The following is a 23,575-nucleotide window of genomic DNA, read 5'->3' as shown; positions in this document are numbered from 1 at the left end:
CAAGGATAACGACGACCCCGTATGCCGTTCACCCGAGTTCCGGGGCACTCCACGTCAGGGACGCGGATCCTTCCGCACCCCTGACGTGGGCGGTGGCTGTGGCTACCTGCTCAGGGCCTGGCGAACACCCCCTCGACGAAGGTGCTGAGCTGCCTGTCGTCCAGGTGCTTGGCCAGATCCGACTCGCTGATCATGCCGACGAGTTGGTGGTCTGACATGACGGGCAGGCGCTTGATCTGCTCTCGACCCATCATGTCGACGACGGTGGCCATGTCCGTCTCCGCGTCGACCCACGTGACTTTGCCCTGTGCGAGCTCGGCGGCGGTGCACATGCTGGGGTCCTTGCCCTCGGCGATGCACTTGATGACGATGTCGCGGTCGGTGATGATCCCGTGCAGCTTCTTGTCGTTGCCGCAGATCGGCAACGAACCGACGCCCAGGTCGCGCATCATCATGGCGGCTTGGTCGAGGGTCTGGTCCTCGGTGATGCACTGCGTGCCTGCGTGCATGATGTCTCGGGCCGTCGTCATACCTGACCTCCTCGGTTGGGGGATTTCCGAGGCGGCGCGAAGGTGCGGGCCCGGCGACGAGTCCGATCCGGCGCGTCACCACCGTTCACTCTCCTCGTGCGGCCGTGGGGTCACAAGGCCCGTCGGAGCCATGTATGCCGTTCAGTCCGCTTCCGCGTGCCTGGCCGTGGGTGCCGCGTCGGCGCCGGCGGCACGGGCGGCGAGCCGCGGCCGAGCACACCTAGGCTGGCGCTCATGGCGAGCGAACTGACCATTGAGCGGGTGCTGACGCTCGTCGAGTTGGTTCCGCGCGGACGGGTCGTGTCCTACGGCGACCTGGCGAAGATCGTCGGTATCGGCCCACGCCAGGTGGGCGCGTTCATGGCTCACCACAGCGAAGGTCTCACGTGGTGGAGGGTGACGAACGCGTCCGGGGACCTGCCCCGCGACCTCCTCGACCGGGCACGGCCGCACTGGGCCGATGAGGGAATTCTGGTGAAGCGCAACGGTTTGGGTTGCCGGATCGCGGACTACCGGGCGGACCTCGATGCCTTGGCGACGGCATACAGGATTCGTATCGCCGCTACACTCGAAACCATGGGGACGCCGCTGCCGAAGACGAGCAATCCTGCCCAGAGTGCGTTGGCGAGCGTGGGCATCACGACGCTCGAGGAGCTGTCCGAGTGGTCGCGTGTCGACGTGGCGGGACTGCACGGGATGGGCCCCAAGGCGCTCGGCATCCTCGACGATGCCTTGGCCAAGAGCGAGCTGGGGTGGAGGTCATGACCGACGTGCAGAACGCGACCCAGCACCGCATCACCTCGGACGAGGAACTCACGGCTCTGCTCGGCGAGCCCACGGAAGCCGCGCGCGACAAGGTGCGTTCCGAGTTGCTCGAGATCGATCGGCAGTGGATCGCCGCGTCGCCCTTCGTCGTCGTGTCGACGTCGGCGCCCGACGGGTCGTGCGACGCCTCACCCAAGGGCGACCCAGCCGGCTTCGTGCAGGTCCTCGACGACCGCACGATTGCCATCCCCGAGCGCAAGGGCAACCGTCGCGCCGATGGCTACCGCAACGTGCTGCTGAACCCACACGTCGGATTGCTCTTCGTCATCCCCGGACGAGGCGACACGTTGCGGATCAACGGGCGTGCGCACCTCGTCTCGGATGCTCCGTGGTTCGACGAGATGGTGGTCAAGGGTCACCGGCCGGTGCTCGCGCTGGTCGTCGAGGTCGACGAGGTGTTCGGTCACTGCGCGAAGGCATTCATGCGCAGCAAGCTGTGGCACCCGGAGACATGGCAGCCCGGGGCGGTGCCGTCGCGGGCGAACATCGTGCACCAGACCGACCGACCGCTCGACAGCGTCGCCGAGCTGGAGAAGTACTACGGGGCGACCTACTCGCAAGGACTGTACTGAGAGGTCGCGCCTGTGCGAGGCCCGATCAGAGCCGGCCGGCTGCCCGCAGCGCCGTCCTGATCATCGGCCACTGCATGGGCAGGCGCGCCACAGTGCCCGCGAAGAACGCCTTGGACCCCGTGTCCCCCTTGCGCTGAGCCCGCTTGGCGTGGTCGGCACTCATCTGCACGTTGGCGGGGAACACCGCGACGAGCAGCGCCGCGCTGGCGAGGCCCGCAACCTTGCGGGTGCGGGGGTGGAGCAGCCCCAGGGCGCACACGATCTCGGCGACACCGCTGACGTAGACGAGCTCGCGTCGCTTGGGAAGCACCTTGGGCACGATCCCCTCGAACACCTGGGGGCGCACGAGGTGGGTGGTCCCGGACGTGAGGAACAGCGTGGCGAGTCCGATGGTGGCCTTGTCGAGCGGCGGGTTCGTCTTCAGCATGCCGCCATCCTCCCAGCCATCGCGACTCAGTCGGTCGAGGGCTTGCGCACCTCAGGCGCAGGGGGAGCGGACGAGATGCCCAGTCCCGTGCGAATCGCCTTGCCGCCCTTGCCGACGTGCGCGGCGTACTTCGGCCCCACCTTGCGACTCACGGCGTCCTCGACCTTGCCGATCGTCGACGAGACGGACTCGGGGTTCTTCTGGGCGTAGTCCCGAGCTTGCTTGGCCAGTCCAGCCAGGGCTGCAAGTTTGATGACGCCGCGTGTCATGTGGTTCTCCTTGATGGTGGGGGATCCTCGTCAGGGGAACTCGCTGGTCAACCGTGGTGTTCCCGAGGGCCTTCTCCCCCACAGTGCCATGGCACGTGAGCGGAGTCAGAGCAGGATGGTGGTGAATTCGCCGATGGGGGCGAAGCCCAACGCCCGATAGGTCGCGAGCGCCGGCGTGTTGAAGTCGTTGACATAGAGCGACACCATCGGCGCAGGTCCAGCCATCACCTGCTCCATGACAGCCGCCAGCATGGGCACGGCCAGCCCCTGACCGCGGAGTCGCGGGGCCAGCCACACGCCCTGGAGTTGGGCACATCCCAACGCCAGAGACCCGATGTCGGTCTTGAAGATCACCTCGCCGTCCTCGACGACGACGTAGGTGTGCCCGCGGGCGATCAGCGCGGCGAGCGACCCGCGGTAGCCCCGGGGCGAGCCGGTGTAGGGCGCGTAGCCGATCTCGGCCGTGAACATGTGCTCCGCCGCAGGCAGCACGAGGTCCACCTCGTCCGCCCGAGCCGGTCGCACGCGGGGGTCCGGCACGACACCCAACGCCGACGGCGGCGTCGACGTGGACAGCAACGGTTGATGCGCCCGTGTGGCCCGGGCCGCGCCCCAGTGCGGCTCCAATGTGTCCCAGAGGTCGACCACCTCTTCGCGCGGGCCCAGCAAGGACGCCACGCGACCGCGCCAACGACGGACACGCTCGGCATAGAGCCGTCGAGACGCCGGCGTCGACTCGACCGGGACGATGTTGGCGCTCGCCCAGCACAGGGAGGTCAGCCGACCGTCCTCACGCACTCCCATGGCCGACGCGATGGACCCCGATGGGACCGACTCCAGGATGCGCGCGGCCACGAAGACGTGCGCCGCGACATTGCGCGAGCAGAGCTCGAGGGCGTCGTCGACGTCGCTTCTGGTGAGTGACCTCACCGGGGTGCGGGTGCGGAGCACGCATTCAGACTAGGCGGCGAGGCCGACGTTCATCTGCCGGTCGTGCATCAATTCACGAACGACGTGTATGCCGCCCGCTCACCGGCCGGCTCAGCCGACAGTGACGCTCGGCGCGCCTGCCGACTCCTCGTCGATGGGCTCGCCCATCTCCTCAGCGATGCGCATGGCCTCCTCGATGAGGGTCTCGACGATCTGCGACTCGGGCACGGTCTTGATGACCTCGCCCTTGACGAAGATCTGGCCCTTGCCGTTGCCGGACGCAACACCGAGGTCGGCCTCGCGGGCCTCACCGGGGCCGTTGACGACGCAGCCCATGACCGCCACCCGCAGCGGCACGGTCATGCCCTCGAGCCCTGCGGTGACCTGCTCGGCGAGCGTGTAGACGTCGACCTGGGCGCGCCCGCACGACGGGCAGGACACGATCTCGAGCTTGCGCGGCTTGAGGTTGAGCGACTGGAGGATCTGGTTGCCGACCTTGACCTCCTCGACCGGGGGCGCGGACAGGGAGACGCGAATCGTGTCGCCGATGCCCTTGGAGAGGAGCGCACCGAACGCCGTCGCCGACTTGATGGTCCCCTGGAACGCTGGCCCTGCCTCGGTGACGCCGAGGTGCAGGGGCCAATCGCCGCGCTCGGACAGCAACTCGTAGGCCCTGACCATGACGACCGGGTCGTTGTGCTTCACCGAGATCTTGAAGTCGTGGAAGTCGTGCTCCTCGAACAGCGACGCCTCCCAGACCGCCGACTCGACGAGCGCCTCAGCGGTGGGCTTGCCGTACTTCTCGAGCAGGCGCTTGTCCAGCGAACCCGCGTTGACGCCGATACGGATCGAGACACCGGCGGCCTTGGCGCGGCGGGCGATCTCGCCGACCTGGTCGTCGAACTGACGGATGTTGCCCGGGTTGACGCGCACGGCAGCGCAACCGGCGTCGATCGCGGCATACACGTAGTTGGGCTGGAAGTGGATGTCCGCGATGACGGGGATCTGCGACTTCTGTGCGATCACGGGGAGCGCCTCCGCGTCGTCGCGCGACGGGCAGGCCACACGCACGATGTCGCAACCCGAAGCGGTCAACTCGGCGATCTGCTGGAGGGTGGCGTTGATGTCCGTCGTCGGCGTCGTCGTCATCGACTGGACCGAGATGGGGGCGTCGCCCCCGACCTCAACCTTGCCGACCTTGATCTTGCGAGTTTTGCGACGAGGCGCCAGCACGGGGGCGGGCAGGGACGGCATACCGAGACCAACAGTCATGCCACCCAGTATCCCGTATGCCGTCCACTCCCCTTCCCACGCACCCTCACCCCAGGCGTCCCGAACTCACCGAATTCCTCGGTTGGGCACATCTTGAGGGTGTCCCCAACCGAGGAATTCGGTGAGTTCGGCACGGGAGCTGTGTTCCCAACCGAGGAATTCGGTGAGTTCGGTACGGGAGTTGTGTTCCCAACCGTCCAATTGGGTGAGTTCGGCACGCCATCGACCCGGGCGCGTGTCCCGAACCGTCCTATTGGGTGAGTTCGGCACGCCATCGACCCGGGCGCGTGTCCCGAACCGTCCTATTGGGTGAGTTCGGCACGCCGGCGCGTGTCGTGGGAGGGCTACCCGCCGAGGTCGATGGGGTTGACCAGGTCGGCATAGATGAGCAGCGCCGACATGACCAGCAGACCCAGCGACACGGCATACGCGACGGGAAGTGCCTTCGCGACGTCGACGTGACCGGGGTCGGGGTTGCCGCGCAGCTTCGCCCAACCCTTCTTGACGCCCTCCCAGAGCGCGCCCGCGACGTGACCACCGTCGAGCGGGAGCAACGGGATGAGGTTGAAGATGAAGAGCATGAAGTTCAGGGAGGCGATGAGCATGACGAGGAACCACGCCTTGTCGCTCCACGACTCCCCCACGAGGTTGTCGAGCTGGCCGGCGGAGACCTCACCGGCGACGCGGCCGACGCCGACCACCGACATGGGGCTCTCGACATCGCGCTCCTCACCGGAGAAGGCGGCGTTCCAGACACCCACCATCTTCTGCGGGATCCTCACGACGGCACCGGCGGTACGCCACAGGTTCTCGCCGATGATGCCGGGAACGGCCGTGACCGGCTGGGTCTCGTAGTCGAGGATCGCTGCCGAGCTCACGCCCAGGTAGCCGGTCTCGACGACCTTCTGCTCACCGTTCGCCTCGAGGATCGGCTGCCCCTGGTCGTCGTAGGCGGGCAGCGTGTTGAGGATCGGCGTCACGCTGAGGCTCTGCTCGGCGCCGCCGCGGAGGACGACGACCTCGGTGGGCTGGTCCACACGGGGACGGATGAGCCGACCCACGTCGGCGGACGTCTTGACCGGCTCACCGTTGATGCTCACGAACTCGTCACCCGGCAGGAGCCCTGCCGCGTTGGCCGGCGTCTGTGGGGCTCCCGTGCACGAGGGATCCGCCTTGGCCTCCTCGACGGTCTTGACGCACTCGGCGACGGCCGCGACCCGGGCCCCGTCCTGGAGGGCGAGCACACCGTGGGCGGTGACGAGGATGGCCAGCAGCACCGCGCCGATCACGAAGTTCATGAACGGGCCGCCGAGCATGATGATGATCTTGCGGTGCACCGGCAGCCGGTAGAACACGCGGTTCTCGTCGCCGGGGCGCAGCTCCTCGAGGGAGGCCTTGCGGGCCTCGTCGGCGAGTTGGCTGAAGCGTCCGGTCGAGGAGACACGGACCATCGACGGGTCCTGGCCCTTGCGCGGCGGGAACATGCCGATCATCCGGATGTAGCCGCCAAGCGGGATCGCCTTGATGCCGTATTCGGTCTCGCCACGACGCCGTGACCAGATCGTCGGCCCGAACCCGACCATGTATTGCGTCACCCGCAGACCGAACTTCTTCGCCGGCACGAGGTGACCGATCTCGTGCAGCGCGATGGACGCAGCCACGCCGAAGGCGAGGACGAGCACGCCCACGATGTATGCGACAACGGTCATTGAACGAACCTCAGTGCCTTCCAGCGGTCAAGCGATGGTCATGCGGCGACGGGGTCAGATGCCGAGCTCGGTGGCGGCCTGCCCCCGGGCCCACGCATCTGCGTTGAGCACTCCCTCAACGGTCGACGCGTCGAAATCACTCCCAGTATGCGCGTCCCCGTGCTCATCCACGACCCGCTTGACGGAGTCCACGATGTCGAGGAAGCCGATCCGACCCTCGTGGAACGCGTCAACGGCCACCTCGTTGGCGGCGTTGTAGACGGCGGGGAACGTCCCACCAGCCTCCCCCACCTGCCGTGCGAGGCGCACCGCCGGGAACGCGTCGTCGTCGAGCGGCGCGAAGTCCCACGACTGCGTCAGTGACCAGTCACACGGCTCGTCGATGTCGTCGAGCCGCTCCGGCCAGGACAGCCCGAGAGCAATGGGGACGAGCATGCGTGGCGGCCCGAGCTGCGCGATCGTCGATCCGTCCCGGAACTCGACCATCGAGTGGATCTGCTGCTGCGGGTGGACCACGACATCGATCCGGTCGAACGGGATGTCGAAGAGCAGGTGTGCCTCGATGACCTCGAGCCCCTTGTTGACGAGGGTGGCCGAGTTCGTCGTGATGACCCGTCCCATCGAGAAGTTCGGGTGGGCGAGTGCCTGCTCGGGCGTGACATCGGCAAGCTCGGCGCGTGAGCGCCCTCGGAACGGCCCACCACTCGCGGTCACGACGAGCCGCCGCACCTCCTCGGCGCGGCCACCACGCAGGGACTGGGCGATGGCGCTGTGCTCGCTGTCGACGGGCACGATCTGGTCGGGCTTGGCCGCCGCCTTCACCAGGTCGCCGCCGATGATGAGCGATTCCTTGTTGGCCAGGGCGAGCGTCGAACCAGCAGCCAGTGCGGCCAGCGTGGGGCGCAGACCGATCGAGCCCGTGATCCCGTTGAGGACGACGTCGGCACCGTTCCCGGCGGCCGTCACCGCTGCATCGTCCCCGACCACGATCTCGGGTGCGTATGCCGTCCGCCCCAGCCCCGCGGCATACGCACCAATCGCGGTGCGCACGTCGTCAGGCGAGCCGGAAGCGACGGCGACCAACGGCACCTCGAACTCAACGGCTTGGCGCGCGACGAGGTCGATGTTGCCTCCGGCGGAGAGCGCGGTGACGGTGAACCGGTCGCGGTTGCGGCCGATGACATCGAGGGCCTGCGTGCCGATCGAGCCGGTCGAACCGATGAGCGAGACAGAGCGCACGGTCACGCGTCGACCGCCTTGTCCGACGGCTCGATCTCTCGCGAGGCCTCGATGGCGGCGCGGCGAGCGAGTCGGTGCTCGCGACGGATCTCGGCCTCGCGGAAGCGCCGCTTCTCCTCGGGCGTCTCAAGATCGAGCGGTGGGACGTGCTTGGGCTTGCCGTCCTCACCGATGGCCACGAAGACGAGGTACGCGCTCGCCACGTGCACGCGCTCGGTGATCTCGTCCCAACGGTCGACCTCGACGCGAACTCCGACCTCCATGGAGGAGCGGCCCGCCCAGTTGAGTTGGGCGCTCGTGTGCACGATGTCGCCGACACGCACGGGCGTCAGGAAGGTCATCTCGTCGAGCGCTGCCGTCACGGCCGGCCCTCCCGCGTAGCGATTGGCGACCACCCCGGCCGTGTCGTCGACGGCCTTCATGAGGTTGCCACCGTGAATGTTGCCCAACAGGTTGGCCTCGGTCGCATTCATGATCCGCGACATCTGGACGTGGGTCTTGCTCGGTGTCGTCACGGAGCCATCCTGCCAGCGCCGTTCAGCCCGTCGCGGGGGCCTGCCAGCGGGGGTCGCGCCCGGTGCGGGCGAGCACGCGCTCGAAGTCGGTGGCCCAGCCAACGTCGACCGCCGGGCCGAACATCCCCGGGGTGCCACTCGGGTCGAACCCCTCGACGTAGTCCGCGAGCACCCGCACCGTGTCCTCGTCGGGCTCGAAGTCCTGGCCCGTCGCACGGGCGAGGTCCCAGCCGTGGAGGGTGATCTCACTCAGCGCCACGACGCCCATGACCTCAGCGGGTGCGTCGAAGCCCCCGGCGCGAGTCATGCCGCTCCAGGCCTCCGGGTCGTGCCACGCTCCGGCGAGCCGCTCGGACCGGGCCGGGATCTCCTCGCGCCACGCAGCAACCGGCTCGGGCCAACCGTCCTGGTCGGGATTGGTGTCGGTGAGCGGTCCGAGTTCCTTGTCGGCGCTGGCCCGGAACGACGCCGTCAGGCCGTGGACATGGGCCAGCAGTTGCGACACGCTGCGCCCTTCACAGGGGGTCGGGAGGTCGAGCTGGGTGTCATCGACGCCGCGAACGACGTCGCTCAGCTTCTGGGCTGCGGGAGTCAGGTCGGGTGGGTTCACCATGCCCCTCACCGTCCCACAGCCCACCGACATCTGCCCGCCGATGGGCCGCCTCAGCGGGCGATGATCGTGACGTGGACGCTGGGGTGGTCCTCGTCGAGCTCGGCCAGCACGGACTCGATGCCCGTGGCTGCCCGTGGGTCGGTGCGGCGCAGCTCCGCCGCGCCGTCCCAGACGATCTCCCAGTCCCCCTCGCTGTCGCGTGCCAACGTGTCGAGGCAGTCGGCGAGCGCATCGAGGTTCATCCCGAACCATTCGGGGAAGTTCAGCGCCTCCGAGAACGCCTCGAGCGTCGCCGCCTTGGTCGGCGCGCCGTGCACGACCTGCACCTGGCGCCCCTCCTCGACCGCGTCCGCGATGAGGCCCTCGAGATCGACCTTGTCGCCGAGTACGCGCATCACTGCCCCTCCTGGATCTGCCGGAAGCTGTCGTAGTGGTCGTCGGTCCAGTACTTGTCGCCGTCGCGTCCAGTCACGATCCGCCGCGCCCCGCGATCGTCGGATCCCGGTGTCTCGACCGTGTACTCACGGTAGTAGCCGCGCTTCTGCTGCGGCAGGATCCCCTCACGGTTCTGGAAGGTCCGGTCATCCTGGTCATAGGGATAGGGCCCTCCCGCGCGGATCAGCTCAAGCGTCGCGTGCGCCTCGCGGGGAAGTCGGGACTCCGCGATCGTCTCCAGTCCCGAGTCGGGCGTGTTCGCAGTGGACGGGTATGCCGTCCCGCCCGGTCCCGCTGTCGCCGTCGCCCTCGTGCCGGGGTCGATGGCCGACCCCGACGAGTCCCGGTTGGCGACCCACCACAGACCCACGACCAGGGCGATGATCAGCAGCGGGGCGAGCCACGTGAGGGTCGAGCCGCGGCCGGTCACAGGTGAGTTCACGCTCGCCATTGTGCCCGGTGCCGATGGCCGAGAGGCGGCCGCGCGGGAGCGAGCGGGTCAGTCCTCAGTCGGCGGGTTGATGAACCCGTGCATGGCACGGAGCTGATCGAGCGGGGCGAAGAAGCCGAGGGTGCCCTGGTCAACCACCAGGCGCTCCACGCCCTGGTGGGCCAACTGGTCACACATGTCGAGGAAGTGCTCGCGGGGAACGGACAGCACCTGATTGGCGTCCTCCTCGGTCTTGCCGTTCGCCAGACCGCAGGCTCGGGCCCGACCGGCCGTGGTGAAGGCGAGCAGAGAGGGCACACCGTCCACGATGCCGACGACCGGACCGCCGTCGGGAAGCCCGCCGCTCGCCATGAAGTACCACTCGTCGAGAGCGAACATCGCGCGCCACAGGTCACTTTGCGCGCTGACGTCGCCTGCCGCCCGGGCCCGGTTCGAGAGCTCGTCGATGGTCGGTGCGTCGTCAGTGCTCATGCCTGAAGCCTAGGGACAAAGCGCGGTCAGGGGTTGAGGGAGACGTAGGTCGTCTCGAGGTACTCATGGATGCCCTCGAACCCACCCTCGCGCCCGAAGCCCGAGTGCTTGACCCCGCCGAAGGGCGCGGCCGCATTCGAGACGATTCCGGTGTTGATGCCGACCATCCCGAACTCGAGGGCCTCGCTGATCCTGAGCACCCGGCCGTGGTCACGCGTGTAGGCGTAGGCGACGAGCCCGTACTCCGTGGAGTTGGCCATGCGCAGAGCCTCCGCCTCGTCGGCGAAGGTGGTCACCGGTGCCACCGGTCCGAAGATCTCCTCGCCGAGGAGGCGCGCCTCCGTCGGCACGTCGACGAGGACGGTCGGCTCGTAGAAATGCCCGCGCCCGGCGACCTTGGACCCGCCCGTGAGCACGCGCGCCCCGCGCTCGACCGCGTCGGTGACCAACTCGTGCACACCCTCGCGCGCCTTCTCCGTGATGAGCGGCCCGACCTCGACGCCCGCCTTCGTGCCCTTGCCGACCGCGAGCGCACCCATGCGCTTCGCCAGCCGCTCGGCGAACTCGTCGGCGACGTCCTCGTGCACCAGGAACCGGTTGGCCGACGTGCAGGCCTCCCCGATGTTGCGCATCTTGGCGAGCATGGCACCCTCGACTGCCGAGTCGAGGTCCGCGTCCTCGAACACGAGGAACGGCGCGTTCCCACCAAGCTCCATCGACACCCGAAGCAACTGCTCCGCAGACTGCTCCACCAACAACCGCCCGACCGCCGTCGACCCGGTGAACGTGAGCTTGCGCAGCCGCGGGTCACGGATGATCGGCTCGGACACCACCGCGGTGTCGGTCGTCGTGACGACATTGAGCACTCCGTCCGGCAGCCCTGCTTCGGCAAGCAACGCCGCGAGCGCGAGCATCGTCAGGGGCGTCTCACTCGCGGGCTTGGCGACCATGGTGCAGCCGGCCGCCACTGCCGGTCCGATCTTGCGCGTCCCCATTGCCAGCGGGAAGTTCCACGGCGTGATCATGAAGGTGGGACCCACTGGCTTCTGCATCGTGAGCAGACGTGATCCTCCCGCGGGATTCACGGCATACCGTCCGTGAATCCGCACGGCCTCCTCGCTGAACCAGCGGAAGAACTCCGCACCATAGGCGACCTCACCGCGTGCCTCGGCCAGCGGCTTGCCCATCTCGAGAGTCATGAGCATCGCGAACTCGTCGGCACGCTCCGTGAGCAACTCGAATGCCCGCCGCAGGACCTCCCCCCGCTCCCGGGGCGGCGCCGCAGCCCAATCCGCCTGCGCCGCAACAGCCGCATCGAGTGCCGCCCCACCGTCTGCGACCGTGCCGTTGGCCACCTCCGCGAGCACTGACCCGGTCGCAGGGTCATGCACGGCGAAGGTCTGGGCACTCAGCGAGTCCTGCCACTTCCCCCCGATGAACAACTGGGTGGGCACGGACGACAGGACGGACTTCTGCGTGACAGCGGCCATGAACCGACTCTAGCCACGCTCGGCCCCCGAAAAACGGTGGCAGTGACGCCTCCCAAGTTGTCAGGGTGGGCGCCATGACGAGCAGCGACCTGTGGGATGCCGAGGCAGCCGAACGCTACGACGATTCATCCGCCTGGATGTTCACACCGGAGGTGCTCGACCCCACCGTCGACTTCCTCGCCGACCTCGCGGGTGACGGCCCGGCCCTCGAGCTGGCCATCGGCACGGGTCGCGTCGCGATCCCCCTGGCCCAGCGCGGCGTCCCTGTCACCGGCATCGAACTGTCCCAGCCGATGATCGACCAGCTGCACGGCAAGCAGCCCGACCTCCCGGTCGTCGTCGGCGACATGGCGACGACCACCGTCGACGGCGAGTTCGCCCTCGTCTATCTCGTCTTCAACACGATCGGGAACCTGCGCACGCAGGCCGAGCAGGTCGAGTGCTTCCGCAACGCCGCGCGGCACCTCGCTCCAGGTGGGCGATTCGTCATCGAGCTGTGGATCCCGGGTATCAGACGGTTCCCACCGGGTCAGAGTGCCGTTCCCTTCCACGTGGGCGAGCACCATGTCGGGTTCGACACCTATGACATGTCGACCCAGCAGGGCACCTCGCATCACTACCGGCGCCACGACGACGGCACTGCGACATATGCCGCGAGCAACTTCCGCTACATCTGGCCGGCCGAGTGCGATCTCATGGCACAGCTCGCTGGCCTGGAGTTCGAGCGGCGCATCGCGGACTGGCACGGCACCCCCTTCACGTCCGACAGCGAGAGCCACGTCTCGGTCTGGCGCAAGCCCGCTTAGCTGCCCTGCCCCGAGAAGACCCGTCGCTGCAGCGCCTGCCATGACCCGTCGCGGTAGTAGCGATCGGTCCATCGGTCATCCTCGGCGAGATGACTCGGGTCTTCTCGCACGCCGCTCACCATCGAGGTGCGCTCGGCCCACGAGCGGAAGACGAAATGCATGAACAGGCGGTGGTACTCCGTGAGATAGATGTCGGCGACGCGACGGATCGCCCGCCGCGACGACGCCGGGCCGCGACCGCCTCCGCGCAGCACGAGGGTGTTCTCCTCGTTGTCCACCGTCGACGCCTTGCTGTAGTTCGCGGACCCGGTGACGACGACGGGATCCGGCCCGAGTGGGTCGACGAGAATGATCTTGGTGTGCACGTACTTCACGTGCGTGTTGAACCCGGTCAGTGACTCCTCCGCCCACTGCGCAAGGCCGCCGCCGGTGATGTGCGCTCCGGTCGAGATGCGGACGTTCGGGTCGGTGCGGGGCACGGCCTTGTCACGGGGCGGCCACTTGTCGAGGAGGACGGTGCGGACCGTCGTCGGCTTGGTGACGCCCAGGGTGTCGCGGAAGACCTCGTTGAGACCGAAGGCACCGGTGATGTGGGTGCTCACATCGCCCTCGTCGAAGACATCGGCGAACCATTGCAGGACGGTCGATTTCGTATGCCGTGGCGCGAGCACGACTCCCATCCCCCGTTTCGGTGGGGCCACCTCCACGACCGGGTTGTCCGTCTCGTGCGCACTGCGAAGGTCGGCCGTGGACTCGTTGGCCCGCAACAACTCCCACTCGTCGAGGAACTGCTGGGCCACGATCGGATCGCGCACCACGTGACCGACGTTGGAGTGTCCGAAGATCGCGCCGCGGGTGAGGTTGGTCGATCCGGTCCACACCGCGACGGGCCTGCCACCGTCGAGCAGGACGAGGAACTTGTGGTGGTGCAACGACGACTTGTTCGCAGCGTCGCGCCACTGGATCACGCCGCCCGTCGAGAGTCCGTGTTTGGCCGCCGCGGCCCGGGCCTGGGTGGACGTCGTGTCGGCCTTCCCCTCACCGTCGCGGTCCCGACCATGGACGACCAGGGCGAGGTCGGCACCGCGATCGCGCGCTGCTGCCATCGCTGCAAGCCCTGTCTCCCAAGTGAACTCGTAGAAGGCGCCCCGCAGGGCGAACCCAGGTCCGCTCGCCTGCTCGCAGAAGGCGACGAACGCCTCCCCCAGCCCGCGCGAGAGCCACACCATCGCAGGTGACTGTTCATGCTCGGCCGTGGCTCGCGCGGGGAGCCAGCCCGAGTAGCGCTTCGCGAACGCCTGCGATCCGGCCACACCGCGGTTGAACCACACCCCGTGCACGCCGTCGTCCTCGACCTCGGTGCGCACACGAACGCTTGCGGTGGCGAGCTCCACGAGAGCCGAAGGCGAGCCGCCAAGTGCCACGACGGCATACGAGTAGGTGTGTCCCGGCTTCGCCGTGTAGTCGCCCCACTGGAAGCCCTGGATCGGGTGGTCGCGCGTCGACCAGTCACTGCCCGGAGGAGGGTCGGCGACGACGGATCCGAACGTCTTCATGCCGCGCAGCCACACGGTCTCCCCCGACCTTCGGCGAGTCGAACCGGGTCCGTGGTCGGTCCGGCGCACAGCGATCCCCAGGCATCCGGAAGGATCCTCCAGATCCCACCCCAGGAGGACCGTGTGCGTTCCGGCGATCGCGTGGAGAGTGAGTGCCCCCGACGCGGCATGCGCGCGCATGGCATCCACGCTAGGGCCAACCGGCAGGATGTGCACCATGAATGAGATCGAGACCCTGCGCGACCTCGGTGATGCCTTGGCCAGCGGCGCCCCGCTCCGGGGCCTGCGGCTCCAGGACCTCGACCTCACGCGTCACGAGGATCGCCTCCTCGCCCGCACTGATCTCGAAGGCCTCGTCGTCCTCGGTGGCCGTCTCTCGACCGAACTGGACCAGCACCTCCGCCTGCACGGTGCGCTCGTCTTCCCCACCGACCCGCACGCGCCGGTGAATGCCTACCGCGCGAGCCTCTATCAACCCCATGAGCTCTATGCCGGACTGGCGCGCTACGGCTACGACAACACTCCCGACGCGCGCGCGTACACGTGGTCGCGCGAGGCAGACCTCCACCACGACGTCTTCGTCACGTTGCTGCGCGCCATCCACGACGACTCGATCAGTGACGCGCTCACCGAGTTCGTGGGCGGCGTTCCGGTTGTCGGTGTCATGGGCGGCCACGCGCTCACGCGCGACAGCGACGCGTATGCCGGCGCGTCCCGTCTCGGACACCGGCTCGCCTCCGCTGGGCTCGTGGTCGCAACCGGCGGCGGGCCCGGTGCGATGGAGGCGGCGAACCTCGGGGCACTCTGCCCTACGGAAGAGGCGGTGACGGAGGCACTCGGACGACTGGCCGGCATACCGTCATTCCGCCCCTCGATCGCGGAGTGGGCGCGGGTCGCGCTCGATGTCCACGATGACATCCTGCGAATCCCTGTGCAGGACAACCGTGTTCGGTCTATTGGCATCCCGACGTGGTTCTATGGGCATGAGCCGCCCAACGTCTTCTGCAATGGGATCGCGAAGTACTTCAGCAACGCGATCCGCGAGGACGGGCTGCTCGCGCGGTCGACCGCCGGCCTCATCGTCCTCCATGGCGCGGCCGGGACCGTGCAGGAGATCTTCCAGTCGATCACGCCGCTCTACTACGCCGACGCGGAGCGTGTCCTGCCTCCGCTCGTGCTCGTCGGTCGGGAGCACTGGTCTCGCGAAGTGCCGGTGTGGCACGCCATCGAGGCGCTGGGTCGCGAGCGCGGGATGGGCGAGGTCGTCCACCTCGTCGACACCGTGGAGGAGGCCGCCGAACTCGTTCTCAGTTCCCGCTCATGAATGGCCCTCGGGCCTGAGAGGACCGGTCACAGTCCGCGCATCATCAGCGCCGCCTGGGTCCGATCCCGCACCTGGAGTTTCGTGAGCAGGCGAGAGACGTGGTTCTGCACCGTCTTGAGCCCGAGGTCGAGTTCGCGTGCGATTTCGGCGTTCGTCAGGCCGCTGGCCACGAGTGCGAGGATCTCGGACTCACGAGCGGTGAGATCGACCGGCAGACGTGTCCGGTCCGGTAGGGCACCACGCCCCAGGACGGTGCCGCCTGCGGCGATCGTGCGGATCGCGGCGAGCACTTCGTCCTGCCCGGCCTCCTTGAGCAGGTAGCCGCTCGCACCCACCCGGAGTGCGGCCGCGACACTGCCCTGGTCCGCCTGCATGGTCAGGACGAGAACACGCGTCCCGAGATCGGCAGCCACGATGCGCCGTGTCGCCTCGAGGCCCGGCAGCCCGGGCAGGTTGAGGTCCATGAGGACGACCGCCGGGTGGAGCACGGTCGCGAGTCGGACCGCCTCCTCGCCGTCGCCTGCGGTGCCGACGACCTCGATGTCCTCGATGGTCGCCAGCATGCCCGCAAGGCCGTCGCGGAAGATGGGGTGGTCGTCGACCACCAGCACTCTGGTCATGCCGTCACCCCAGCACGCACCGGGAGGCGCAGGGTCACGGAGGTGCCTCGCAACAGGGCACGCACCTCGACGCGGCCGCCGATCTCGCCGGCGCGCTCGCGCATGCTCATCAGACCCACGCCGGCGCTGTGCGCGCCCTCCGTGTCGTCACGGACGTGGTCAGCGGGTCCACGCCCGTCGTCGCGGACCTCAAGGGCGAGGAGACCGTCCGTCAGGTTGGCCGCGACCCGACATGAGGTCGCCCCCGAGTGCCGCACGACGTTGGTCAGGGCTTCTTGGGCGACCCGATAGGCGACGACCTCGACAACTGCCGGAAGCGAGGGCCTCGCCGTGGGCAGTGCCAGCTCGAGGTCCAGGCCGGCGCCACCGGCGAGCTCATGACCGAGCTGCGCCACAGCCCCGAACAGGCCCAAGTCGTCCAGGGCTGGAGGGCGCAGTCCATCGACGATGCGACGCACCTCGACGACGGTCCCGCGCAGCCCTGAGCGGAGGTGCTCGAGTCGGTCATCGACCGCCTGACCGTCCCGGACGAGGTTGGCGACGGCGTCGACCTCGAAACCGAGCCCGGCCAGTGCCGGTCCGAGACCGTCGTGCAGGTCACGCCGGAGCCGTCGGCGCTCATGCTCCCTGGCCGTGACGAGACGCTCCTGCGCAGCGCGGAGCGCGTCCACCAGTCCGGCCGAGTGCACCACACCGCCCAGTTGGCGAGCGACGTCCTCGAGCAGCCGCCGGTCACCCACGCGCAGCTCGCGCCCGCTCCAGTGCAGTTCCCCGACGCGAAGCCCGTATGCCGTGAGCTCCAGTCGTCCCTGTCGCCCACCCGCACGGCCGGAGGACGCCAGCGAGTGCCCACCCACGTCCGTGATCTCGGCGTGGTCCAGCCCGAGGCCGGTGACGAGCTCGTCCGTCAGCGAGGTGAGGAGCGCACGGCCATCGGCCGCGTCGGCCAGTCGGCGACCGGTGTCGGCGAGCACCTCGGCGGGAGCAGCCCAGCGGCCGTAGGTGAGTCGGTTCGCGCCGCGCTGCAACGACTCTCGCAACGGAGAGAAGGCCATGGCGACGACACCTGCGGCCACCCAGGGAAGCCAGGCAGCACCGCGGTCGCTCAACATGGCCCCGACACCACCGACGACCAGGGCATAGATCCCGGCCAGCACGACGGTGAGCCCCGCGTAGGTGAGTGACCGGTTCGCCGCGAGGTGGACGTCGTACAGCCGCCGCTGGAGCAGTGCCACGCCGACCGCGAGCGGGACCGGCACCGTGACCACGGCGAACATCCACGGGTCCACCCACGGCGTGGCCATGAGGGGAAGCAGGACCAGGGGTGGCGCGATCGCCAGGGCGAAGATGAGGAGCTGCTGACGCTCGAGTGCATCCCCGCGCCGCCAGCGACGGACGAGTCCGACGACGGCGAGAACGAGACTGGCGAAGGCGACCGCCAGAGCGCCCACGGCCATGAGGTCGGCCGCCAGACGCCAGCCCGCCGGCAGGCCGATGGGGTTGTCGACACCGGACAGTCGGGTCTCGAGCGGTTCGGGTGCGAGGAGAGTCCCGGCGAGGAACAGGCCGATACCCGCAGCGGCGAGGCGGACGGCATACCGAGGCGGTTTGCCATCGGGGAAGAACAACGGGAGGCCGACAACCAGGAGCAGCCACCCGAGGCCCCGAGCGGCCGTCCCGACAACACCGCCCAGCGCGGCGCCCGAACCCTCGGGGCCACCGTCGGCGATGGCGAGCGCGATCAGTGCCTCACCGACGCCCCAGGCGGCAGCACCCACGAGCATGAGGCGGCCGACGGCGTGGCCCGAACGCGCCAACTCGATGGCCGTGCCGACGACGGCGTAGGTGGCGATCACGAGGGCAATCGCCGCATGGTCCAGCCCGCCGCGGCTCGCTGCCGCGACGACCGGCGGCGTCAGCGCGCCCGCGACGGCGAGGGCGGCGACCGCGAGTGTCAGGACCGCCCTCACCGTTCGCATGGCTCACCTCGGCTCAAGAGTGCCCGAGCAGAGCGGCTTCTGCCCCGGATCCGGTGGAATTGACGGTTTCGGCCGAGGGGGCCGGCTCGGACGTGGCTGCCCCGATGCGACCGCGCAGCAACTGGACGGCGACACCGACGAACCACACGATCCACACGAACGAGCCGATGTCCTGCCACTGCACGACGGTCAACGGCGGCGAGGCGACGAGTGCGACCGTTGTGACGAGCCCGAATCCGCCCACCCACTTCACGTTCGTGCGATCCGCGATGGCTGCGAGCGCGATTCCCGCTGTCGACCCGGCAAGCAGGAACATGCTCAGGAAGTGGGCGAAAAGGCGAATGTTGTTCAGCGCGAAGGCCGTGTCGGCGTCGAGGCCGTTCTGGGCGCCGTACATCGCCGCGGCGCCGGCCGGGAAGCCCACGGCGAACACGACGGCGACGTAGGCGATGCCACACAGCAGACCACTGCGCGACGCCCACCGGCCCTCCTCGGACCGGCGTCCGAGGAGCCGAGCGAGGAGCACCAGCACGGGGACGAGGAGGACGAATCCGAATGCTTCGAGCAGACCGCCGCTGAACGTGCGGGCGAGGTCCCCCTGGACGTACTGGTCCTCGATGCCCTGCGCGCCATCGGCGAACAACGGGCCTTGCTGGAGTGAGATCCCGGCGAAGATCAGTGCGACGTGCGCGAGGGCGAGCGCGCCGGCGATCCGCCCGAGCCGGAGTGGGATGTGCGACATGAGTGGACTCCTCGTGAAGGTGCTCGGCCAAGGGCGGCCGCGCTGTCCTCCGAGGGTCCAGCCGAGGGTGGGCGTGCCGGAACGGACGCCCTCCCGGTTCAGCCGGGAAGTTCTCCCGGTCGCCCGATCAGCCCCGCGTGAGGAACAGGATGCCCAAACACATCTCGTCGGTCGTGCCCTCACCCCACGCCACGTAGCGTTCCTTGGTGCCCTCGTAGGCAGGCAGCACGTCACGCATCGATTGGTCGTGGGTGCAGGTGACGGTGACCTTGTCGCCCTTCTTGACCGACACCGGCTTCTTGGGGGCAATCGCACCCTGGTCGTCGAAGTTCCAGATGGGGATGTCGAGCACGCGCTCGGCCTGGGGGGTGCCCTTGTTGACGTCGATCGTGATCGACTTGCCGAGCAGGTGCATGTGCCCGGACATGGCACGGATCTCCCCGGCCTCGGTGATCGGGCGCGTGCACGACTGCGTCGGTCCGGGCTTGAGTTCGCCACACAGGAGATGCAGCAGGTCCGCGGTCGCCACCTGCTCACCGAAGCGCTCGCGAATGTCCGCGACGGCGGGTGTGCGCGCACACAACTCGCCGGGCGTGCCCTTGCGACAGGGCAGTTCGACCGGGGCGGGCAGCAGCATCGTCTCCAGGGGCTTCTTCTGGCCAGCACTCGCAGGGGTCAGCCGCAGACGAGCCTTGCTCTGGTCGGCGCCACCGCCAGCGAGCAGGTTGTAGTGCATCTGGATCACCAGTCGTGAACCCTTGGCGAGGGGAATGCCGATGTCCTCCGCCATGACCCGCTCCCCGCCGCCGGGAGCCCAGGCACCGACCCACTCGGCATTGTTGAGCTGAGCGCCGGGACCGGCGTTGATGCCCGTCCCGCCGAAGCACGTCCACCCCTGCTCGTCGTCCTTGGCGTCCATCGCCTCGGCCGCCGCGACGTTCTCCGGGTCGACCTTGTAGAGGATGACGTGATGGACCGCCGCTGGATTGTCCGGGGCGACCTTGACGCCGCTGACGATCATGTCCTCGGCGAACTCGGGGTCGGCGAGGAAGCACCGGTAGTCGTCGGTCCCGGTGCCGAACGGCGCCTTGGGCGTGTACTTCGCCGCCAGCCCGATCTCCTGGAACCGCTCCCCCGAGCGAAGAGCCACGTCCGGTGGTTCGGGCTTCACCTTGGCCTGTGCCACGGACGGCGAGGTCGCGTGGCTGCTCTTGTGCGAGCCCTCACCTCGCAGGTTGTCGGGCAGGGCACTGCCACAGGCAGTCAGGGTGAGGGCGGCGACGATGCCGACCGCGACGGTGCGGAGATGCATTACCGCAGAGTAGTCCCCGTTCCTGCACCTGCTGGGGTGAAGCGCATCAACCGGCACCGCGCTGCCTCACACTCGTCGCGTCAGAGCTGTCTCGTGGTGAACAGGGTCACCCCGTGGACCGGATCCACGTCCCTGCGATCGATTTCGGCGAAGCCGAGCTTGGCGAGCACCTGGCGAGAAGCAGAGTTCCAGTCCCACACCGTGGCCCACAGGCGTTCGTACCCGCACGACCGTGCCCAGTCCAGGACCGCCCACGAAGCCTCCGTCGCGTATCCCAGCCGCCAGTGCTGGCGGAGTAGCTCGAACGCCAGCTCCGGTTCACCTTCCGCACCTCGCCCCGTGTCGACCAGCCCGCAATAGCCGATGACGTCGCGATCGGACTTCCTCTCGACCGCGAGCAGACCAGTGGACCACACCTGGTCATGACGGATCGAAGCCTCGAGTTCCGTGACCGTCGGACGTCCGTCTGCGTCGATGTGACGGTGCGGAGGCACTCGTGGGTCACGTTCGACCACAGCTCACGCATGACAGCGGCCTCGGCCACCCGCCACGGCCGGAGCAGCAGGCGATCTGTCTCGAGGACGAGTTCGCGATCCAGCGGCGCTGCACGGGTCATGCCACGACTGTTTCACGCGCGAAAGCAGAGCGCACTCAAGGTCGTGGGCTGAGTCGCCGCAGGCGAGCGGACGGCATACGAAGAACTTTCGGTATGCCGTCCGCTCACCTGGCGCTCAAGCGGTCGCGGCCGCCAATTGGCCGCACGCACCGTCGATGTCGGAGCCCCGGGTGTCGCGCACCGTCGTGGGGATGCCATGGGCACGGAGCCGCTCGACGAACTGCTGCTCGACACCGCGCCGGGAGGCCGTCCACTTCGATCCCGGCGTCGGGTTGAGCGGGATCGGGTTGACGTGGACCCAGCCCTTGCCACGGGCGACGAGCTTCTCGCCGAGGAGGTCGGCGCGCCAGGCGTGATCGTTGATGTCCTTGATGAGGGCGTACTCGATGCTGACCCTGCGACCGGTCGCCTCGTAGTAGCGATAGGCGGCGTCGAGGGCCTCGTCGACCTTCCAGCGCGTGTTGATCGGGACGAGCTCGTCGCGGAGTTCGTCGTCGGGTGCGTGGAGCGAGAGTGCGAGCGTCACCGGAATGCCCTCGGCGGTGAGCTTGTCGATGCCGGGCACGAGTCCGACCGTCGACATCGTGATGCCGCGTGCGCTCATTCCGAGGCCGTCGGGTGCCGGGTCGGTGAGGCGACGGATCGCGCCGATCGCCGCCTTGTAGTTGGCCAGGGCCTCGCCCATGCCCATGAAGACGACGTTGGAGACGCGCTGCGGTCCGAGAGCCGACGCGGCGGCATCGTCCTCGGCCTCGTCGCCCAGCCCCGCCTCAGCTGGATGGGTGGCGCCGATCGCCGGCAGGGCGCCGTGGCGCAGCTTGCGGTTGGCGTCGACGACCTGTTCGACGATCTCGGCGGCCGACATGTTGCGTGTCAGGCCCTCCTGACCGGTCGCGCAGAAGGGGCAGTTCATCCCGCAGCCGGCCTGGCTCGAGATGCAGATCGTCACCCGCTTGGGATAGCGCATGAGCACCGACTCGACGAGCGCGCCATCGTGCAGGCGCCACACCGACTTGAGGGTCGCTCCGCGATCGGCCTCCAGCGTGCGGACCGGTGTCAGCAGCGGCGGCAGGAGGTCGGCGACGAGCTGGTCGCGCACCGCCTTGGGCAGGTCGGTCATCTCCTCGGGCGACTCGACGAGCCGCTCGAAGTAGTGCGTCGACAGCTGCTTGGCGCGGAACCCCTTGTGGCCGAGCTCCTCGACCGCGGCCTTGCGCTCGGCTGGCGTGAGGTCGGCGAGGTGGCGTGGCGGCTTGCCCCGGCGAGGTGCCTGGAAGGTCAACTGTCCGGGCTCGGGGCGACCGACGCGAGGTTCTGGGAGAGAGGTCATCGCGGCCAGTCTGTCAGCCCCGCGCCCCAGCACCAACCGTGCGAGATCACGGCTCTGCTCAGGGCGCAGCCCAGAGCAGAAGTGCCCACACCACGGGAAGGCACACGACGAGCGAGTCGAGGCGGTCCATGAGCCCGCCATGTCCGGGGAGCAGCGAGCCCATGTCCTTGACACCGAGGTCGCGCTTGATGCTCGACTCGATGAGGTCGCCGATCGTGGCGGCCGCTGCGACGACGACACCGATCACGGCGCCCTTCCACCACACACCGTCCAGCAGCATCGCCAGACCCACGGCACCCACCACGGCACAGGTGAAGACCGATCCGCCAAAGCCCTCCCAGGACTTCTTGGGCGACAGCGACGGCGCCATGGGGTGCTTGCCGAGGAAGACACCGAAGGCATAGCCACCGATGTCCGAGGCGGCCGTGACGAGGACGAAGTAGATGATGCGGAGGTGGCCGTCGTCGGGGATCAGGAGCAGCGCGGCGAACCCGCCGAGGAACGCGGGGTAGAGCGCGACGAACAGTGCGCCGGAAATGTCCCGGACGGCGCCCTCGAGCCCGTCGGCGACCCGCCAGATGGTGATGCCGATGGCGGTGAGGCCAAACGTCAGGACCAGCGCCTCCGGTCCGCGGAAGTAGGCGGCCAGGACCATCGAGATCGTCCCGATGACCACGGGGACGATGGGGACATCGATGCCGGCCCGCCGGACGGCGCGCCGCATCTCCCACGCACCGATCCACAGGGCGCCAATGAGGACGACGAGGAAGGCCTCACGGCGGAAGGCCAGCGAGGCGATCACGAGGCCGGCAAGCGCGACGCCCACACCGATCGCAGCCGGGAGGTTGCGCCCCGCCTTGCCCGGCGACTTCTTCGACGCTGACCGCGTGGCACGCGTCGCTGCTGAATCACCCTCGGTGGTGGATGGGTCGGTCATCGTGGAGCCGTCAGTTCGAGGTCAGACCTCGAGCAGTTCGGACTCCTTGCTCTTGAGCACCTCGTCAATGGTCTCGACGTACTTCTTCGTCGTGGACTCGAGGTCCTTCTCGGCCCGCGAACCCTCGTCCTCGCCGACCTCGCCATCCTTGACGAGCTTCTCGATGGCTTCCTTGGCCGAGCGGCGGATGTTGCGGATCGAGACCTTGGCGTCCTCACCCTGGGAGCGCGCCATCTTGATGTACTCCTTGCGGCGCTCCTCCGTGAGCTGCGGCAGGACGCAGCGAATGATGTTGCCATCGTTGGAGGGGTTGATGCCGAGGTCGGCGTCGCGCAAAGCCTTCTCGATGTTGTTCATCGCGCCCTTGTCGAACGGCGTGATGAGGATCGTGCGGGCCTCTGGCGTCTGGAACGACGCGAGCTGCTGCAGCGGGGTCGGCGCACCGTAGTAGTCGACGACGACCTTGTTGAACATGCCGGGGTGGGCTCGACCGGTGCGAATGCCGGCGAGGTTGTCCTTCGCGACCTCGACGGCCTTCTCCATCTTTTCCTCGGCCTCGAGCAAGGTCTCGTCGATCATGTGGTCACGCCTCTTTCCTCGGTATG

General features: G+C 68.5%; 26 protein-coding genes. 4 read left to right on the top strand and 22 right to left on the bottom strand.

Annotated elements, in window-relative coordinates:
* Positions 1-110: 110 nt before the first annotated feature.
* On the bottom strand, positions 111-530 hold the full coding sequence (locus N802_RS12720) for a CBS domain-containing protein (RefSeq protein WP_035916795.1): 420 nt from the start codon (positions 528-530) through the stop codon (positions 111-113).
* A gap of 234 nt (positions 531-764) precedes the next feature.
* Between N802_RS12720 and N802_RS21060 the strand changes: the two genes are divergently transcribed.
* Positions 765-1,295: an MGMT family protein gene (locus tag N802_RS21060; RefSeq protein WP_084072185.1), complete on the top strand. Its 531-nt coding sequence runs from the start codon at positions 765-767 to the stop codon at positions 1,293-1,295.
* Positions 1,292-1,927 carry a pyridoxamine 5'-phosphate oxidase family protein gene (locus N802_RS12710; RefSeq protein ID WP_035916920.1) on the top strand — a complete coding sequence of 212 codons (636 nt, stop codon included), beginning with the start codon at positions 1,292-1,294 and terminating at the stop codon, positions 1,925-1,927. Before N802_RS21060 ends, N802_RS12710 begins: the two co-directional genes overlap by 4 nt.
* Positions 1,928-1,952: 25 nt before the next feature.
* Here N802_RS12710 and N802_RS12705 read toward each other — a convergent pair whose 3' ends face one another.
* The 12 genes from N802_RS12705 to N802_RS12650 form a co-directional block, all read right to left on the bottom strand.
* Positions 1,953-2,354 (bottom strand): DoxX family protein, encoded by a 402-nt coding sequence (locus N802_RS12705; RefSeq protein ID WP_035916792.1) that lies wholly within the window; start codon positions 2,352-2,354, stop codon positions 1,953-1,955.
* A 26-nt stretch (positions 2,355-2,380) separates the two neighbouring features.
* Positions 2,381-2,623, bottom strand: coding sequence for an antitoxin (locus tag N802_RS12700; protein ID WP_052109911.1), 243 nt, complete (start codon positions 2,621-2,623; stop codon positions 2,381-2,383).
* 105 nt (positions 2,624-2,728) lie between these two features.
* Positions 2,729-3,574 (bottom strand): GNAT family N-acetyltransferase, encoded by an 846-nt coding sequence (locus N802_RS12695; RefSeq protein WP_035916790.1) that lies wholly within the window; start codon positions 3,572-3,574, stop codon positions 2,729-2,731.
* A 90-nt stretch (positions 3,575-3,664) separates the two neighbouring features.
* Positions 3,665-4,825: a flavodoxin-dependent (E)-4-hydroxy-3-methylbut-2-enyl-diphosphate synthase gene (gene ispG, locus N802_RS12690; protein WP_035916788.1), complete on the bottom strand. Its 1,161-nt coding sequence runs from the start codon at positions 4,823-4,825 to the stop codon at positions 3,665-3,667.
* A gap of 344 nt (positions 4,826-5,169) precedes the next feature.
* On the bottom strand, positions 5,170-6,534 hold the full coding sequence (locus tag N802_RS12685) for a M50 family metallopeptidase (protein WP_035916787.1): 1,365 nt from the start codon (positions 6,532-6,534) through the stop codon (positions 5,170-5,172).
* A gap of 54 nt (positions 6,535-6,588) precedes the next feature.
* Positions 6,589-7,779, bottom strand: a complete 1,191-nt coding sequence (dxr, locus tag N802_RS12680) for a 1-deoxy-D-xylulose-5-phosphate reductoisomerase (RefSeq protein WP_035916786.1) — start codon at positions 7,777-7,779, stop codon at positions 6,589-6,591.
* Positions 7,776-8,288 (bottom strand): acyl-CoA thioesterase, encoded by a 513-nt coding sequence (locus N802_RS12675; RefSeq protein ID WP_035916783.1) that lies wholly within the window; start codon positions 8,286-8,288, stop codon positions 7,776-7,778. The genes dxr and N802_RS12675 overlap by 4 nt, the downstream gene beginning before the upstream one ends.
* A 22-nt stretch (positions 8,289-8,310) precedes the next feature.
* A complete protein-coding gene (locus tag N802_RS12670; protein WP_035916781.1) occupies positions 8,311-8,901 on the bottom strand; it encodes a TIGR03086 family metal-binding protein in 591 nt (196 codons plus the stop codon).
* A gap of 50 nt (positions 8,902-8,951) precedes the next feature.
* The gene (locus tag N802_RS12665) at positions 8,952-9,296 is read right to left on the bottom strand and encodes a barstar family protein (RefSeq protein ID WP_035916915.1); all 345 of its coding nucleotides are present in this window, start codon (positions 9,294-9,296) and stop codon (positions 8,952-8,954) included.
* A complete protein-coding gene (locus N802_RS12660) occupies positions 9,296-9,787 on the bottom strand; it encodes a guanyl-specific ribonuclease (protein ID WP_035916780.1) in 492 nt (163 codons plus the stop codon). Before N802_RS12660 ends, N802_RS12665 begins: the two co-directional genes overlap by 1 nt.
* Positions 9,788-9,835: 48 nt before the next feature.
* The gene (locus N802_RS12655) at positions 9,836-10,258 is read right to left on the bottom strand and encodes a hypothetical protein (RefSeq protein WP_035916777.1); all 423 of its coding nucleotides are present in this window, start codon (positions 10,256-10,258) and stop codon (positions 9,836-9,838) included.
* Positions 10,259-10,284: 26 nt separating this feature from the next.
* On the bottom strand, positions 10,285-11,748 hold the full coding sequence (locus tag N802_RS12650) for an NAD-dependent succinate-semialdehyde dehydrogenase (RefSeq protein ID WP_035916774.1): 1,464 nt from the start codon (positions 11,746-11,748) through the stop codon (positions 10,285-10,287).
* Positions 11,749-11,822: 74 nt separating this feature from the next.
* Between N802_RS12650 and N802_RS12645 the strand changes: the two genes are divergently transcribed.
* Positions 11,823-12,554, top strand: coding sequence for a class I SAM-dependent DNA methyltransferase (locus N802_RS12645; RefSeq protein WP_035916772.1), 732 nt, complete (start codon positions 11,823-11,825; stop codon positions 12,552-12,554).
* Here N802_RS12645 and N802_RS19520 read toward each other — a convergent pair.
* A complete protein-coding gene (locus tag N802_RS19520) occupies positions 12,551-14,290 on the bottom strand; it encodes a phospholipase D-like domain-containing protein (protein ID WP_052109910.1) in 1,740 nt (579 codons plus the stop codon). The two genes, N802_RS12645 and N802_RS19520, sit on opposite strands and share 4 nt — an antisense overlap.
* A gap of 37 nt (positions 14,291-14,327) precedes the next feature.
* Between N802_RS19520 and N802_RS12635 the strand changes: the two genes are divergently transcribed.
* Positions 14,328-15,434, top strand: a complete 1,107-nt coding sequence (locus tag N802_RS12635; RefSeq protein ID WP_084072183.1) for an LOG family protein — start codon at positions 14,328-14,330, stop codon at positions 15,432-15,434.
* A 26-nt stretch (positions 15,435-15,460) separates the two neighbouring features.
* On the opposite strand, the gene N802_RS12630 is transcribed toward N802_RS12635, so the two are convergent.
* From N802_RS12630 to frr, 8 genes are all read right to left on the bottom strand, one after another.
* Positions 15,461-16,054, bottom strand: a complete 594-nt coding sequence (locus N802_RS12630) for a response regulator (RefSeq protein WP_035916771.1) — start codon at positions 16,052-16,054, stop codon at positions 15,461-15,463.
* The gene (locus N802_RS12625; protein WP_035916768.1) at positions 16,051-18,033 is read right to left on the bottom strand and encodes a sensor histidine kinase; all 1,983 of its coding nucleotides are present in this window, start codon (positions 18,031-18,033) and stop codon (positions 16,051-16,053) included. The genes N802_RS12630 and N802_RS12625 overlap by 4 nt, the downstream gene beginning before the upstream one ends.
* A 13-nt stretch (positions 18,034-18,046) precedes the next feature.
* On the bottom strand, positions 18,047-18,775 hold the full coding sequence (locus tag N802_RS19515) for a hypothetical protein (RefSeq protein WP_052109909.1): 729 nt from the start codon (positions 18,773-18,775) through the stop codon (positions 18,047-18,049).
* Between the two features lie 127 nt (positions 18,776-18,902).
* Complete coding sequence (locus N802_RS12615; protein WP_035916761.1) at positions 18,903-20,087, bottom strand: monooxygenase; 1,185 nt, start codon at positions 20,085-20,087, stop codon at positions 18,903-18,905.
* An 80-nt stretch (positions 20,088-20,167) separates the two neighbouring features.
* Positions 20,168-20,581: a GNAT family N-acetyltransferase gene (locus tag N802_RS12610; RefSeq protein WP_245613930.1), complete on the bottom strand. Its 414-nt coding sequence runs from the start codon at positions 20,579-20,581 to the stop codon at positions 20,168-20,170.
* 237 nt (positions 20,582-20,818) lie between these two features.
* Positions 20,819-22,033: a 23S rRNA (adenine(2503)-C(2))-methyltransferase RlmN gene (rlmN, locus tag N802_RS12605; RefSeq protein WP_035916757.1), complete on the bottom strand. Its 1,215-nt coding sequence runs from the start codon at positions 22,031-22,033 to the stop codon at positions 20,819-20,821.
* A 58-nt stretch (positions 22,034-22,091) separates the two neighbouring features.
* Positions 22,092-22,970, bottom strand: coding sequence for a phosphatidate cytidylyltransferase (locus N802_RS12600; protein ID WP_035916755.1), 879 nt, complete (start codon positions 22,968-22,970; stop codon positions 22,092-22,094).
* 21 nt (positions 22,971-22,991) lie between these two features.
* Entirely contained in the window at positions 22,992-23,549 is a 558-nt protein-coding gene (gene frr / locus N802_RS12595; RefSeq protein WP_035916752.1) for a ribosome recycling factor, read from the bottom strand.
* Between the last annotated feature and the right edge of the window lie 26 nt (positions 23,550-23,575).

Origin of the sequence: Knoellia sinensis KCTC 19936, from assembly GCF_000768705.1 — a bacterium.
Lineage (GTDB): Bacteria > Actinomycetota > Actinomycetes > Actinomycetales > Dermatophilaceae > Knoellia > Knoellia sinensis.
Note: the sequence above shows the minus strand (reverse complement) of the source record. Positions and strands in the feature narration are given on the sequence as shown.

Coding starts and splice junctions, on each gene's coding strand:
- N802_RS12660 (WP_035916780.1), bottom strand. CDS start 9,787: ATGGCGAGCGTGAACTCACCTGTGACCGGCCGCGGCTCGACCCTCACG.
- N802_RS12710 (WP_035916920.1), top strand. CDS start 1,292: ATGACCGACGTGCAGAACGCGACCCAGCACCGCATCACCTCGGACGAG.
- ispG (WP_035916788.1), bottom strand. CDS start 4,825: ATGACTGTTGGTCTCGGTATGCCGTCCCTGCCCGCCCCCGTGCTGGCG.
- N802_RS12700 (WP_052109911.1), bottom strand. CDS start 2,623: ATGACACGCGGCGTCATCAAACTTGCAGCCCTGGCTGGACTGGCCAAG.
- N802_RS12705 (WP_035916792.1), bottom strand. CDS start 2,354: ATGCTGAAGACGAACCCGCCGCTCGACAAGGCCACCATCGGACTCGCC.
- rlmN (WP_035916757.1), bottom strand. CDS start 22,033: ATGACCTCTCTCCCAGAACCTCGCGTCGGTCGCCCCGAGCCCGGACAG.
- N802_RS12630 (WP_035916771.1), bottom strand. CDS start 16,054: ATGACCAGAGTGCTGGTGGTCGACGACCACCCCATCTTCCGCGACGGC.
- N802_RS12635 (WP_084072183.1), top strand. CDS start 14,328: ATGAATGAGATCGAGACCCTGCGCGACCTCGGTGATGCCTTGGCCAGC.
- N802_RS19515 (WP_052109909.1), bottom strand. CDS start 18,775: ATGTCGCACATCCCACTCCGGCTCGGGCGGATCGCCGGCGCGCTCGCC.
- N802_RS12625 (WP_035916768.1), bottom strand. CDS start 18,033: ATGCGAACGGTGAGGGCGGTCCTGACACTCGCGGTCGCCGCCCTCGCC.
- N802_RS21060 (WP_084072185.1), top strand. CDS start 765: ATGGCGAGCGAACTGACCATTGAGCGGGTGCTGACGCTCGTCGAGTTG.
- N802_RS12600 (WP_035916755.1), bottom strand. CDS start 22,970: ATGACCGACCCATCCACCACCGAGGGTGATTCAGCAGCGACGCGTGCC.
- frr (WP_035916752.1), bottom strand. CDS start 23,549: ATGATCGACGAGACCTTGCTCGAGGCCGAGGAAAAGATGGAGAAGGCC.
- N802_RS12685 (WP_035916787.1), bottom strand. CDS start 6,534: ATGACCGTTGTCGCATACATCGTGGGCGTGCTCGTCCTCGCCTTCGGC.
- N802_RS12615 (WP_035916761.1), bottom strand. CDS start 20,087: ATGCATCTCCGCACCGTCGCGGTCGGCATCGTCGCCGCCCTCACCCTG.
- N802_RS12665 (WP_035916915.1), bottom strand. CDS start 9,296: ATGCGCGTACTCGGCGACAAGGTCGATCTCGAGGGCCTCATCGCGGAC.
- N802_RS12650 (WP_035916774.1), bottom strand. CDS start 11,748: ATGGCCGCTGTCACGCAGAAGTCCGTCCTGTCGTCCGTGCCCACCCAG.
- N802_RS12655 (WP_035916777.1), bottom strand. CDS start 10,258: ATGAGCACTGACGACGCACCGACCATCGACGAGCTCTCGAACCGGGCC.
- N802_RS12720 (WP_035916795.1), bottom strand. CDS start 530: ATGACGACGGCCCGAGACATCATGCACGCAGGCACGCAGTGCATCACC.
- N802_RS12670 (WP_035916781.1), bottom strand. CDS start 8,901: ATGGTGAACCCACCCGACCTGACTCCCGCAGCCCAGAAGCTGAGCGAC.
- N802_RS12645 (WP_035916772.1), top strand. CDS start 11,823: ATGACGAGCAGCGACCTGTGGGATGCCGAGGCAGCCGAACGCTACGAC.
- N802_RS19520 (WP_052109910.1), bottom strand. CDS start 14,290: ATGCGCGCGCATGCCGCGTCGGGGGCACTCACTCTCCACGCGATCGCC.